Source organism: candidate division WOR-3 bacterium, from assembly GCA_039801085.1.
In the GTDB taxonomy this organism is placed as follows: Bacteria; Hydrothermota; Tepidihabitantia; order Tepidihabitantales; family Tepidihabitantaceae; genus JAOABP01.
Genome location: JBDRTY010000001.1, coordinates 693,993 through 707,398, shown reverse-complemented (window position 1 = coordinate 707,398; position 13,406 = coordinate 693,993). Strand labels below are relative to the sequence as shown.

Below are 13,406 nucleotides of genomic sequence, written 5' to 3'. Positions count from 1 at the left end.
TAGTATATGTTATCCCTGACACTACTTTTAGCAATTACCATCTTACCCCCGGAGCACGTGCAGGCTCGGGACATTCCTAACGATGAAGGGGGGAAAATTGTCATCACTTGGGATAATACAAATGACCCCGAATTGATCGGTTACCGCGTACTGCGTCAGCAAAGAAATTCAGATAAATGGGATACACTCGCTTTCGTCGGAAGACTGAACAACCGCTACATTGACGATGCTGCAGTCAACCGGATTGAATACCGCTATCAGATTATCGCTGTTGCTGAATCAGCACAGGCAGTTTCGCAACCTTCAGCTTATGCCTATTCTTATCCCCAGTGGTTTGACACCTCCACTCTGCCGGCATTGCTGGGCACCATTATTCTGAGCCTGATTTTCATCTTCTTCTTTGACCGTGCCAAGAAAGATAGAAATCTTTTCATCCGGCGTATTGCCGGACTGGATGCGGTTGAGGAGGCTCTGGGCCGGGCAACGGAAATGGGCCGAGCTACATTATATGTCCCCGGACTTTCCACAATGGCTGATGTCGCAACTATTGCCTCCCTGAACATATTGGGAGAAGTGGCAAAAAAAACCGCCCAGTTTGGTACTCCGCTAATTGTCCCTGTTGCCGACCCGATTGTCTATACCGTTGCCCGTGAGGTGGTCAAGGAGGCGTATACCACTGCCGGCAGACCCGATGCCTTTCATCAGGACATCGTATTTTTTGTTACGGATCAGCAGTTTGCCTTTGCAGCAGCGGTTGATGGCATTATGACCCGAGAAAAACCGGCGACGAATTTTCTAATCGGCATGTTCTGGGCTGAATCGCTGATTATTGCTGAAACTGGTGCGGCAACTGGCGCGATCCAGATTGCCGGAACCGATGCGGTCGCCCAACTTCCCTTTTTCATCACTGCCTGCGACTATACCCTGATCGGCGAGGAATTGTATGCCGCCAGCGCCTATATTTCCCGCGAACCGGTCCTGCTCGGCGGTATCAAAGCCCAAGATTATTCTAAGGCGCTGATCGTATTGATGATTCTTGCCTTCTCGGTTCTTGCCCTAAGTTTAAGCCTGCCCGTCCTGAGCTGGTTGTAGGAGGAACTCATGAAACGCCGCCTTCCCCTGCTAATCGTTTTAATCACGGGTATCTTCGGCGCCCTAGCATTCTTTGTCCCCTATCCGACGATCCGTGCTGCCGACGAAATCATGCGTAATGATGTTCAGCGCATCATCGCTGCTTTCAGTCTCGTACTGGGGGTAGGATCAATAGTTCAGCATCATACACTGAAAATTCAACGCCGGGCACAGTATTACGGTTACAGCTACATTACGATCATCGCCCTGATCATAACGGCGATCATCGGCGTGTTCGGCGGCATTGATGTAACTCGTCCGGGTATTCTCCCAACGAAGTTCGGCAGTTTTTCCATTCACATCCAGACACTCTATTCCAATATGATGGTACCGCTTGCTGCCACAATGTTTTCGCTGCTGGCATTCTTTATGGCATCGGCTGCCTACCGTGCCTTCCGCGCCCGTAATCTTGAAGCAACTCTCTTGCTTTTAGCGGCTTTTATTGTTATGCTGGGGGCAGTACCATTCGGACGACTCATTCATCACCAGCTGCCGGCATTCGCCGAATGGATTCTTGCCGTTCCAAACACCGCATCCAAACGGGGTATTCTATTCGGTGTGGAATTGGGTATTTTTGCCACTTCCCTGAAAATTATACTAGGCATAGAACGGGGCTGGCTGGGAGGTGGTAAATGAATTCAGCACACGAAAACATCTTCATCCGCCTGCAGCGAATTGACCGGCGCTGGATCTATCTTGTTCTCTGGCTGGTCATCATGGTCCCGCTAATATTCCCGTTCCGAATTCAGCCCCGTGCTTCTACACCGGTGGCACAGCTCTTCAATTATATTGATACCATGCCGGAAAACAAAGCGCTGGTTATTTCAGTTGATTTCACACCTGATACCCGAGCAGAGCTTCAGCCGATGGTGATTGCGCTGCTCCGCCATGCATTCACCATCAAACGCCGGGTGGGAATTTTGGCGATGCAGGTTTATGGGCTGGGTCTGGCAGAAGAAGCGATTCAGCAGGTAACAAATGAATTCAACTCCCGGGCTCAGACTCACGAAGATTCTGTGATTTACGGAGAAGACTTTGTTTTCTGGGGCTGGACCACACCGCTTTTGACAGTAATGCTTGGTATGGGAGAACGCATCACGCGCGTCTTCCCCGTCGATTATTATGGCAATCCGACTGAAAGTCTGCCAATTATGCGCGATCTCAAAAATTACGATGATGTCGGGATCCTTGTGTCCATTGCTGCTTCAGCAATGCCCCGGTCCTGGATTAACTTCGCCCAAGTCCAGTTCGGCGTCAACCTCAGCTGTGGAATCACCGCCGTTTCTGCCGCCGACTTCTATCCCTATGTCAACTCCGGACAGTTCATCGGCATGCTTGCCGGAATGAAAGGTGCCGCTGAATACGAACAGCTGGTTGAGAAACGGATGAAGGATAAAGGTATGGACTGGGAGTTGCGCAACACCGGCACCGAAGCCATGTCATCGCAGACTGCTGCCCACCTCGCTATCATGGCGTTCATCGTCGTCGGCAATATTGCCTATTTCGCTTCACGAAGGAGGAAGAAATGACCCCCAGCACCGATCCATGGGTCTGGATTGCCGCCATTCTGACCTTGGCGATTTTCTCATTCCTCTACCGAGAAAATCCGTTCTACCGTTTTGCCGAGCATCTTTATGTCGGTATCGCCAATGGTTATGCAATTACATTTTATTGGCACCGCATCCTTGTTCCCAGCTTGTTTGACCGGGTGGGATCATCCTCCACCCCTCTCTCCACTAAAATCTGGCTCATCGCCATTGCCATCATCGGTGCACTCTACTTCACCCGATTCATTCCCCGTATCTCCTGGCTTGTCCGAATTCCGATTGCCATTGTGCTGGGTTATGCCAGCGGAGCATCGATCCCGCGCGCCGTCTCGGGAGAAATCATCCGACAACTGAAGGCAACAATCATCACCCGTGCCAGTTTTGCCAACTGGCAATCCGGGCTCTGGGCAGTTATCATTCTCCTGGGTGTCATCGCCACCATCAGTTACTTCTTCTTTTCTACTGAACGCAAAGGACTGCTAAAACCTCTGACTTATGCAGGCATCATCTTCATCATGATCGGATTCGGCGCTTCATTCGGTTATACGGTCATGGCTCGTATATCGCTATTTATCGGCAGACTGCAGTTCCTGCTCGGCGACTGGCTCGGACTCATAAAATAAACCGCAATTTAACCTGCCATGCTGTCATTAACCGTAGCTTTTTAAGCTTGACCGGTTGTAAGATTGAATTACCATAATAATTTATGGCACATTACGACCTGAAACGCATCCGGAATATCGGAATCGCTGCACATATCGATGCCGGCAAAACAACTACGACCGAACGGATCCTTTATTATACGGGCAGGATTCACCGCATGGGCGAAATTGACGAAGGCACGACTCAGATGGACTGGATGATTCAGGAACGGGAACGGGGTATCACAATTACAGCCGCAGCGACCAGTGTCAACTGGCTTGACCACCGGATCAACATCATTGATACCCCGGGCCATGTAGATTTTACGATTGAAGTTGAACGCTCACTCAAAGTCCTAGATGGCGCCATTATCATTCTCTGCGGCGTTGGTGGTGTAGAACCTCAGACCGAAACTGTATGGCGCCAAGCGGATCGCTATCGGGTACCCCGGATTGCCTTCGTTAACAAACTTGACCGGGTCGGAGCTGACTTTTACCGCGTAGTGAAAATGATGAGAGAAAAATTTGAACAGATTCCTCTACCGGTTCAGCTGCCAATCGGAATTGAAGATCAGTTCACCGGTGTGATTGACCTCATCACTCAGGAAGCCTGTGTCTGGCAGAGTGATGACCTCGGAGCAACTTACAAAACATTTCCCGTACCTCTAGAACGTATTGCCGAAATGGAAGAATACCGCCATCAACTGCTTGATATCCTGACAACATTTGATGAAACACTTCTGGACAAGTATCTCCGCAGTGAAGAAATCACCCCGCAGGATATTAAGACAGCAATCCGGAAAGGCACTCTGGGAATGAAAATCGTGCCCGTATTCTGTGGTACCGCATTCCGGAACAAGGGCATCCAGAAATTACTTGACGGCATCGTCGATTATCTCCCTTCGCCCCTGGACATACCGCCTGCCAAGGGCATTAATCCCAAAACGAACAAAGAAGAAATCCGTCCTGCCGACCCCTCGGCACCATTTTCGGCACTGGTTTTCAAACTCACCTTTGACCCCCAGCGGGGAATGCTCTCATATATACGGGTATATTCCGGCAGAGTTGAAACCGGTGATGTAGTCATGATGATTCCAGAGATGAAGCGGGTACGGATTCTGCGTCTGGCAGTCATGCACGCCAACCGGGTGGAAGAGGTAAATTCCCTCGCTGCTGGTGAAATTGGAGCCGTGATCGGTCTTAAAGAAAGTAAAACCGGCCAAACACTTGCCGACCTCTCGCATCCGATCGCCTTTGAACCGATCAAATCGCCGGAACCGGTAGTCTTCCTCGCTATCGAACCCAAAACCCGCGCCGACGAGGACCGACTTCATGCTGCACTGGAAACGATGTCGCTTGAAGATCCGACCTTCAAAGTCAAAACCGATGAGGAAACCGGTCAGCTGATCCTGTCCGGCATGGGCGAACTTCATCTGGAAATTCTTCTCGACCGGCTTGCCCGCGATTATCGCGTTGAAGTTCATTCCGGTAAACCTCAGGTGTCCTACCGGGAAACAATTACTACTGTTGCCACTTACGAGAGCCGGTTCATCCGCCAGACCGGAGGCCGGGGGCACTTTGCTGTCGTCAAACTCACACTGGAACCGTCCAAGGATGGCAACTGGATTGTAAACGAAATCCGCGAAGGAACAATCCCCAAGCAGTTTATTCCCGCAATTGAACAGGCAATCGAAGAATCATTCGAATCCGGCGTTCTTGCCGGCTATCCGATCATCAATACCCGTGTGCGGATTATTGATGGCGCCTATCATGAGGTGGATTCAACTGATGTCGACTTCAAACTGGCAGCTACTCAGGCATTCCGCGAAGCCTTTCTCCTCGCTCACCCTACATTCCTGGAGCCGATAATGGAACTGGAGGTAGTTACTCCCGAGGCATATCTCGGCAACGTCCTGGGGGATATCAATGCCCGGGGCGGGAAAATCATTCATCTTGAACCGGTCAAAGGACACCAGATTATCACCGCTGAAATTCCACTTGTCAATACCTTTGGCTATGCTACCACGCTTCGTTCCCTGACTCAGGGCCGGGCAAGCCACTCAATGCAGTTCAAGCGCTTCAGCCCGGTTGACGAGGCAACGCGCATCCGCCTCTACCCTCTTTTCAGCACTAAGCCTTCCTGAAAACTCTGATTTTCCTTGACATATATTCATCCGATTGTTAAACTTTGCCGTATGCAGCGGCAAACTCTGCCATCGGGGGCAGAAAAACAAAAGGAGGTACTTATGAGAAAGGCGTTACTGCTGGGAATCATCCCGGTTGTCTGCCTGACCATACTTACTGGCTGCATCCCGGGATTCTACACCGTAGGTACTCTTTACACCTCGGTACGGACCCCGGCGGAAGCGGTTGCCTACTACGGACCGACCGCAACTCAGGCTGCCAAGGTCAGCAAGGTTACTGCGACCAATATTCTTGGCATAATTGCCACCGGTGACGCCAGCCTTGAAGCAGCTATGAAGCAGGGCGGGATCAGCAAAGTGCACCATATTGACCAGGAGGTAACGAGCATCCTTGGTTTGTGGTCAACCTACACCATCATCGTCTACGGCGAGTAACCTGCTACCTAATACATTCTCACAGGAGGCGTTCCGCCTCCTGTTTTTTTTGCACTCTGGCTGATTTGTAGTTATAGTTATATTATAGTATGAACCCAGCAATTTTTCGGGAATACGACATCCGTGGTATTGCCGATCGTGACCTCACCGATGAGGTGGTTTACAGATTGGGTCAGGCATACGGCACTTATATTCAGTCCCAGGGTGTATATCAGTGCATCATTGGTCGTGATGTTCGACTTTCGGGTCCGCGAATTGAAAAAACGCTGGTTGCGGGTCTGACCGCTACAGGGGTAGACGTAGTAAAAATCGGTATTGTGCCCACCCCGGTGTTTTACTTCTCCTGCTTCCATCTGAACATCAACGCAGGAATCATGATCACCGCCAGCCATAATCCGCCGGATGAAAATGGCTTCAAAATTGCTCTGCACAAGACTACGATTTACGGCGAGGAAATCCAGGAGCTGCGCCGGTTGATTGAAACAGACAGATTCCGCACGGGCAGAGGACAAATCGACGAAACCGATGTCATTCCCGCCTATATCCAGCTGTGTCACCAGAAGGTAAAAATTACCCGTCCTCTCAAGGTGGTATTTGACCCGGGCAACGGTACCGCCGGCGTGCTGCTTGAACGACTGGTCAGCGGCTATCCGCTTCAGCCGATATTCATCAATCTGACTCCGGATGGCGCATTTCCCGCCCATGTTCCCGATCCGACCGTGCCCCAGTATCTTGAACAGGCGATCAGCCTAGTGCGGAAAACCGGTGCCGACTGCGGATTCGGCTACGACGGTGACGCTGACCGTATTGGTGCAATTGATGAAACAGGAAATACGATCTACGGCGACCGGCTACTGGCAATCTTTGCCCGTGACATTCTCACCCGGCATCCTGGTGCCAGAATCGTGTTTGAAGTCAAATGCTCTCAGGGGCTGGTGGAATATATACAGTCACTTGGCGGTATTCCTGTAATGTGGAAAACCGGTCACTCCCTGATCAAGGCGAAAATGAAGGAAGAGGGAGCACTGATTGCTGGCGAAATGTCAGGCCACATGTTCTTTGCCGAAGAGTATTACGGCTATGATGATGCCATCTTCGCCTCCCTCCGCCTCCTTCAGATTCTTAGCACCACAGGCAAATCTCTTTCCCAGTTGACAGCAGAAATCCCTTATTACTATGCCACTCCGGAAATTCGGGTCCGGATTGCGAGCCCGGATGCCGACCGGCTCAAATTCCAGATCGTCAAGAAATTGCAGGATCATTTCCGGAAGGACTATCAGGTAATTGATATTGATGGTGCCCGGGTGGTATTTGACGACGGCTGGGGCTTAGTACGTGCATCTAATACTCAGCCAATTCTGGTGCTGAGATTTGAAGCCCGCACGCCGGAACGGCTAAAGCAGATTAAGGAACTTTTCTTTGAACAGCTTCGCCAGTTTCCGGAAATAGCTCTCTCAGAGTGCGAAAAATCTGATACTCAACGATGAAACCGGCAGAACGGCTTCTGCGCCGGGCTCTGCCCATCAACCAGCTGCTCAAAGATAATGAACGGGTGGTCATTGGAGTTTCTGGAGGAGCAGACAGCCTGTGTCTGCTCCTGACACTCGTAGGTTACAATCGCCGCCACCAGTTGAACTGGCAGCTTCTGCCGGTTCACATCCACCCCGGCTTTCCGGACTGGAAAACCGCAAGAATCGAAAAAATCTGCACCCGGCTTGGACTTAACTGCATAGTTAAACAGATTGATGTGCCCCAGAAACTCCGGCAGACACACTCTGACTCCTGTTTCTTCTGTGCCCGGGAACGACGCAAGGCGCTGTTTCAGACCGCGGCAGAACTCAATTGCACAAAAGTTGCACTGGGACATCACCTAGAGGATGTGAATGAAACCTTTCTCTTAAATCTGCTCTTTACCGCATCTGCCAGCACCATTCTCCCCGCCCAGCCACTCTTCGGCGGTGCGCTGACCATTATCCGACCACTCTATTACTTCACTGAAGAAATGATTCACGCCCGCCTGAAAAGCGCCGGCATCCGGCCGGTCCGCAACCATTGTCCCTATCAGAAAAAGAGCACCCGGATTGTAATCCGTCGTTTTCTCAATCGACTCGCCCGCCGTAATCCCCGTATTAAAACCAACCTTTTCTGGGGCATCAATAACATCAAACCAGCATATTTACCCGGGAACAATGCTGTTGACGGCAAACTTTCCCGGCATTAAACTTAAGCGAAGGTGAATTGCCGCCGATTTTTGCTGATCAGCATCCTGCCGCCACAGTGAATATCTGTTTGCATCCCGCCAACCCGGATAAGATTGTCGTCCGCGAAATCAACTTTGGAATGAAGGTTCCTTCCGGCTGGAAAGTCGGATATTCCAGCGTGCAGTCGCGGCGAAAATTTAGACCTGATGTCAATGGCGACTACTGCTTCCGCTCTGAACGTAGTGTCTAACCCTTTGGCCGGGTGTGAATAATTAAATCAGCTCACTTCAGTACACTCAGGGAACTTGTCACCAGTATTCCTTCCCTCCACGGCATAGCACTGGACCAGTCAACATTAAATACAATTGAGATTAAAATAAAAGGGTGCCACCGATACTACAGCAGCACCCCGGACTTTCAACAGCTGTTTATCGACTGAGCACTACCCTCTGGGTCAGCGTCCGGTCGGAACTCAGCCGGCAGAAGTAAACTCCGGCCGGCACCCTTTTACCATGATCATCAGTCTCATTCCACCTAAAACGATGTTCACCCGCAGGGATATTACCAGTAAAGATAGTTCTCACCGCTCTACCGGTGGCATCAAATACTGTCAATTCAGCACTGCTGGTATTTGCCAGCGTCACTTCGAACCACACTCCGTTGCGTGCGGGATTTGGCCCGACGACCATCAAACTGGTTTTCATAGATTTACCCGGCTCGCTTGTCACACCGGTGCCGGTGACGATAATATCCTCCAGCGGTCCGTAATCACCCCAGCCCCAAGGGGAATTATAACCCCGTACCCGATACCAGTATTGACCGGGTTCAGCAACCGTAACCTCATACATCGTATCGGTAATATTACTGGCAATCAGCCGGCGACTGGCAAATGACGGCACCGGATAAACATCGTCAACATACACCCCGCTGCCCAATGTATTATCATCCGTCATATACCGGAACCGGATGTAGACCGATTTTCCTGCCCATGGGTCAAGTGAATAAGCCTTACGTAGCCACCCCCCGGAATTGCCGTCATAACGATTGTGCAGCTGAATCCACTCCTTGCCTTCCAGCGATACTTCGGTCACCACCACATCATAGTTTGCTTCGGTATTATACCAGATCCAGTAAATCACACTGTCACCGGGCTGAACCGGATAAGGATCAGCGGTCATCGCATAATTAGAAATGTTGTTTCCCGTCCCCAGTGACACACTGTAATTACCAGCATGCTTCTGTGTTGTTGACAGTGAAGCACCCTGCAGGATCCAGCGGGCAGAACCGGACTCAAAATCCTCGGCCACAACACTCAAACCGCTCAGCTCCTCCAGCTCCCACTTCTCCGGATGATTGTGCTCAGGTCGAATCGGAGTCCAGTGCACAGTAAATGTGCCGGTAGAATTTGAATCCATCACCGCCAGAATCGGTCTGGGCACCATACCTTCCAACACCTCACCAATTGAGTCCGCACGGGTAAAGAGATACCAGATACCCTTGAACACCTCGCGCTGAATCGCATCCAGCTGGCTCGTCTGCTGATAGAATGCTGTCCCGATTTCAAAGACATAGGAAAGACAGGGAAAACCGCCAATATGCCGTGCCCAGCCATACATCCAGTCGATTGAACCGCCGGCAGTCGGGTAAAGCTCACTTGAAGGCTCGGGGGTATAAGTTCCTCCGGAGAGCTTCTGCATCTGCTGTGCCATCCTCTGACCAAGGCTGACAAAGATATTATTGTCCGGTGGTGTCTCGCCATTTCCATAGGGCCAGAGCACCAGTTCAGAATATGAATGCAGAGAAATATCCGCCAGAAATGTCCGCTGTTTAAAGAAGTTACACAAAGCATTCACCTCATAACCCCAAGCACCATATCCGCCCATGAATGTTTCATCCGAAGGCAGGTGTGAAGACCGTGAACCAGGAACTAGCGCTCCCCAGTCTGCCATTCTGGAACCATTGCAGGCACCGTTGTAATCCCGGTTCGGATCACAGCCGATTGCCGAACCGTAGGGCTGACGGTTCTTGCGCCAGCTGCGCTGGCTGGGATAGTCATAGACATAACCGTCAACATTTATAACCGGGAAAACCCAAAGCTCGTGATTGTCCACAAAATTCTGAAAAGCGGGATTGGTTGTGTAGTTTCGCAGAATCGTATCAGCAAAATACCTTGCCGCCTGCGGTGTTGCCCATTCCCGGGAATGGTGCATCGCCTCCAGCAGTACCTCGGGCTCATCCTCATCCAGATGCACATTATCTGAAATTTTGACTCCGTAAATCCAGCGCCCCTGATAAGTCTGACCGATTGACTCCAGCCGGCAGATCGAGGGATAATTTGCTGCCCAGTTACGCATAATCGATACGAGCGAATCGTAGGAGCAGTAAAATCCGAACGCCATCGCCTCCCGCTTCTGTGCCTCAAGGTCTGCCACTACAACTGTGGACTTGAGCCCGGAATTGAGCACCAGCGGCAGATCACTTTCATCCAGCAGCAGGTCATAGGACTTACCGGGTTGGGCGCCGGCAATTTCAACTGAAGTTCCCTTGAAGGGAATATGCTGATAAAGCGTGGGATAGTCCGGCACATCGACCCGGACAATCATCTGCCGTGCCTGCACTGCCGGGGTGAAAAAAATTAACGCCGACAGCAGTACGACAGCAATGATCAAATAACGGACATTTCTCACCTTGAACTCCTTTTTGGTTATAAAACTTGGTGACTTTGACCGAGCCATCGTAATTTAGATTGATATTAATTATATATCCGGGTGCAGAGAAGTCAAATTTAATTTGCCCCATTCATTTCGGGTCCAGTGTTTACCATGTTTTTCTATGTCCTGCCGGAGCAGTTTTAGCAGAAAATTGTTCGGAATATTAACAAACTCTAATGTAGAAAGACAAGCCGGAAACTACCACTATCCGGTGCCAGCTGAAAATACAAACCGGAAGTCATGATCCCCCCCGGCGCAATTCTTCTGCCTGCAGAATCATAAATAACGTCTCCGAGGGCAGAACGGAATCTGCTCCTTGCCCGCCAGAACCGAATCACCGGTCTTTCTTTCTCTCCTTCCCTGATCCCTGGGGGCAGTGCCCCCCCACTTTCCCGATACCGGACTATCAGCTCGGGATAGAACCGCTTGGCAACATTCGAGCTGAAAATAAAAAGCACATTCTCGTCATTGTTGAAATTGGCGTTATTGGACCAGTTGGCAGAACCGGCAACAACTCGTGACCGGTCAAGGATCATTACCTTTTCGTGCAGGACCTTGCTGCCGAACGGCACCGAATCAATCAGTACCGGGATACCGCTGCTCTTGAGCACCGGATACTGAGAAGCAGGGTCATTTGCCCCGGATTTGTCAATGACGCCTAGGACCGTAATCCCATTCTGCCGGCGTTCAATCATCGCCGTCCCCAATGACTGATAGGTAAAGGAAAAGATGGCAAAGAAGACCTCCTGGCGTGCTTGTCGGACTAAGTCGGTGATGGAATCAACCACCCGGTCCTGAGGTGCAAAATAGACATATACTGGGCAACCTTCAACCATAAAACGGTGGGCAGTCAAAACATCCTGCTTCCGGCTGTGAAACCGGGCACTGTCCCGGACTGGCAGACCGCCTGATGAACCCCACATCTGATTAAATTCATCAAGATATGCCCGGGCAATGCCGGAATGAGCAATTTCAATCGCAAAATCGGCATTGAGTTCATCCTGATTGGGGTTATAGGAACCGGTCCATAGCAGATCATTCAAGCTATCATCATCAGCCAGATCGCGCACAGCAAACTTGTTGTGCATGTAAAAGCCGGCCCCGGGGAAACCGGAATCGGACCAGACGGTGATTCCGGAATGGCGCAGCTGCATTACCCACTCATCATCCATCCGGCTGTCATCAGTAATCACCCGTACCCGGACCCCGCGGCCGTGTGCCCGAATCAGCGCCTGAACTACATCACTCCGGGACGAATTGTAAAAGCAGTAGTCGATTGAAACAGTCGCACCATCAAGAAAGTCCACAAGTTTTCTCCCCAGACTGTCGGCGGCAAAATATACTGCGCGTATTTCTCCTCCTCCAATCTGACTCACGAGGAGCTGGATTATCAAGAGCAGCATTAATTCCTCTTATCTTATTGTTTCTGGGGCTCGTGTCAAATCGCATTTTCTTGACTTTTCTGACCGTTACGATTAAGATATCTGTCCATGATAAAACAGACTCCATTCTATCCGCGTCATCTGAGTGCCGGCGGCAAAATCGTCGAGTTTGCCGGCTATCATCTACCCGTTCAATTTAAGGGCATAATCCCCGAACATCACCACGTGCGCACGAAAGTAGGTGTATTTGATGTTTCTCATATGGGCAGAATCCGCATCTCGGGAAGCGACGCACTCCGGTTTATCAATCATATGACCACTAACGATGCATCAACATTGGCGGTTTATCAGGCACAGTATTCAATCATGTGTTATCCCGACGGGGGAATTGTCGACGATCTGGTAGTTTACCGCCTGCCAGATCACTATCTACTCGTAGTCAACGGCGCCAATAATGAAAAGGATACCCGGTGGCTGCTTGAACACTGCAACGGCGATGTCCGGATTGAAAACATTACGGAAGCTGTGGCACAGCTGGCGATTCAGGGACCAAAAGCCGAACCCTGTTTGCAGAAAATCTGCTCAATTAATCTTGCACCTGTAGGGTTCTACTGGGCAGCCGAAGGCAAAATTGCTGGCATTGACTGCCTCATCTCCCGTACCGGCTATACCGGGGAAGACGGATTTGAACTCTATATCCCCGCACGAAACGCACTTGCAGTCTGGGATGCACTGATGGAAGCAGGCAGGGAGTTTGAAATTGAACCGATCGGACTTGGTGCCCGTGACACCCTACGGCTAGAAATGAAATACTGTCTCTACGGCAATGACATTGACCAGACCACCAACCCGCTCGAAGCCGGACTCGGCTTCGTCGTTAAGCTGGATAAGCCGGGGGGATTTATCGGTTCCGAGGTATTAAAGCAGGTGGCACGGGAAAAACCGGCACGCCGTCTCGTCTGCCTGGAGATGCTGGAAAAAGCAATTCCCCGCCCCCACCTGCCGGTCTTTGCCGATGGCAATCAGATTGGCATTACGACCTCAGGGACGATGTCCCCTTCGCTGAACAAGGGAATCGCCCTTGCCTATGTCCAGCGGCAGTTTTCATCATCCGGGACCGAGCTGACGATAGAAATCCGCAACCACCGGGCAAGAGCGGTTGTAGTTCCCCCACCATTTTACAAATCCGGCTCAAGAAAGAAATAAGGAGGATA

12 protein-coding genes are annotated in these 13,406 nt (G+C 50.8%); 10 read left to right on the top strand and 2 right to left on the bottom strand.

Features of this window, described 5'->3' with window-relative positions; translation table 11 throughout:
- The first annotated feature begins 6 nt into the window (after positions 1 to 6).
- From ABIK48_03365 to ABIK48_03325, 9 genes are all read left to right on the top strand, one after another.
- A complete protein-coding gene (locus ABIK48_03365; GenBank protein MEO0021195.1) occupies positions 7 to 1,092 on the top strand; it encodes a fibronectin type III domain-containing protein in 1,086 nt (361 codons plus the stop codon).
- Positions 1,093 to 1,101: 9 nt separating this feature from the next.
- Positions 1,102 to 1,767, top strand: a complete 666-nt coding sequence (locus tag ABIK48_03360; GenBank protein MEO0021194.1) for a hypothetical protein — start codon at positions 1,102 to 1,104, stop codon at positions 1,765 to 1,767.
- Positions 1,764 to 2,660: a hypothetical protein gene (locus ABIK48_03355; GenBank protein MEO0021193.1), complete on the top strand. Its 897-nt coding sequence runs from the start codon at positions 1,764 to 1,766 to the stop codon at positions 2,658 to 2,660. The genes ABIK48_03360 and ABIK48_03355 overlap by 4 nt, the downstream gene beginning before the upstream one ends.
- The gene (locus tag ABIK48_03350; protein MEO0021192.1) at positions 2,657 to 3,301 is read left to right on the top strand and encodes a hypothetical protein; all 645 of its coding nucleotides are present in this window, start codon (positions 2,657 to 2,659) and stop codon (positions 3,299 to 3,301) included. The genes ABIK48_03355 and ABIK48_03350 overlap by 4 nt, the downstream gene beginning before the upstream one ends.
- An 83-nt stretch (positions 3,302 to 3,384) precedes the next feature.
- The gene (fusA, locus tag ABIK48_03345) at positions 3,385 to 5,463 is read left to right on the top strand and encodes an elongation factor G (GenBank protein MEO0021191.1); all 2,079 of its coding nucleotides are present in this window, start codon (positions 3,385 to 3,387) and stop codon (positions 5,461 to 5,463) included.
- Positions 5,464 to 5,565: 102 nt separating this feature from the next.
- Positions 5,566 to 5,898, top strand: coding sequence for a TRL-like family protein (locus tag ABIK48_03340; protein ID MEO0021190.1), 333 nt, complete (start codon positions 5,566 to 5,568; stop codon positions 5,896 to 5,898).
- 89 nt (positions 5,899 to 5,987) lie between these two features.
- Positions 5,988 to 7,385, top strand: coding sequence for a phosphomannomutase/phosphoglucomutase (locus ABIK48_03335; GenBank protein MEO0021189.1), 1,398 nt, complete (start codon positions 5,988 to 5,990; stop codon positions 7,383 to 7,385).
- Positions 7,382 to 8,119 carry a tRNA 2-thiocytidine biosynthesis TtcA family protein gene (locus tag ABIK48_03330; GenBank protein MEO0021188.1) on the top strand — a complete coding sequence of 246 codons (738 nt, stop codon included), beginning with the start codon at positions 7,382 to 7,384 and terminating at the stop codon, positions 8,117 to 8,119. The genes ABIK48_03335 and ABIK48_03330 overlap by 4 nt, the downstream gene beginning before the upstream one ends.
- A gap of 17 nt (positions 8,120 to 8,136) precedes the next feature.
- Positions 8,137 to 8,349 (top strand): hypothetical protein, encoded by a 213-nt coding sequence (locus tag ABIK48_03325; GenBank protein ID MEO0021187.1) that lies wholly within the window; start codon positions 8,137 to 8,139, stop codon positions 8,347 to 8,349.
- Positions 8,350 to 8,527: 178 nt separating this feature from the next.
- Here the strand turns inward: ABIK48_03325 and ABIK48_03320 are convergent, their stop codons facing one another.
- Positions 8,528 to 10,786 carry a M14 family zinc carboxypeptidase gene (locus ABIK48_03320; protein MEO0021186.1) on the bottom strand — a complete coding sequence of 753 codons (2,259 nt, stop codon included), beginning with the start codon at positions 10,784 to 10,786 and terminating at the stop codon, positions 8,528 to 8,530.
- 197 nt (positions 10,787 to 10,983) lie between these two features.
- Entirely contained in the window at positions 10,984 to 12,213 is a 1,230-nt protein-coding gene (locus tag ABIK48_03315) for a phospholipase D-like domain-containing protein (protein ID MEO0021185.1), read from the bottom strand.
- An 87-nt stretch (positions 12,214 to 12,300) separates the two neighbouring features.
- On the opposite strand from ABIK48_03315, the gene gcvT reads away from it, so the two are divergent.
- Entirely contained in the window at positions 12,301 to 13,398 is a 1,098-nt protein-coding gene (gene gcvT, locus ABIK48_03310) for a glycine cleavage system aminomethyltransferase GcvT (GenBank protein MEO0021184.1), read from the top strand.
- Positions 13,399 to 13,406 lie beyond the last annotated feature (8 nt).

What these genes read in the sequence shown, in the direction of transcription:
- ABIK48_03365 (MEO0021195.1), top strand. Translation starts at nt 7, where the DNA reads ATGTTATCCCTGACACTACTTTTAGCAATTACCATCTTACCCCCGGAG.
- ABIK48_03360 (MEO0021194.1), top strand. Translation starts at nt 1,102, where the DNA reads ATGAAACGCCGCCTTCCCCTGCTAATCGTTTTAATCACGGGTATCTTC.
- ABIK48_03355 (MEO0021193.1), top strand. Translation starts at nt 1,764, where the DNA reads ATGAATTCAGCACACGAAAACATCTTCATCCGCCTGCAGCGAATTGAC.
- ABIK48_03350 (MEO0021192.1), top strand. Translation starts at nt 2,657, where the DNA reads ATGACCCCCAGCACCGATCCATGGGTCTGGATTGCCGCCATTCTGACC.
- fusA (MEO0021191.1), top strand. Translation starts at nt 3,385, where the DNA reads ATGGCACATTACGACCTGAAACGCATCCGGAATATCGGAATCGCTGCA.
- ABIK48_03340 (MEO0021190.1), top strand. Translation starts at nt 5,566, where the DNA reads ATGAGAAAGGCGTTACTGCTGGGAATCATCCCGGTTGTCTGCCTGACC.
- ABIK48_03335 (MEO0021189.1), top strand. Translation starts at nt 5,988, where the DNA reads ATGAACCCAGCAATTTTTCGGGAATACGACATCCGTGGTATTGCCGAT.
- ABIK48_03330 (MEO0021188.1), top strand. Translation starts at nt 7,382, where the DNA reads ATGAAACCGGCAGAACGGCTTCTGCGCCGGGCTCTGCCCATCAACCAG.
- ABIK48_03315 (MEO0021185.1), bottom strand. Translation starts at nt 12,213, where the DNA reads ATGCTGCTCTTGATAATCCAGCTCCTCGTGAGTCAGATTGGAGGAGGA.
- gcvT (MEO0021184.1), top strand. Translation starts at nt 12,301, where the DNA reads ATGATAAAACAGACTCCATTCTATCCGCGTCATCTGAGTGCCGGCGGC.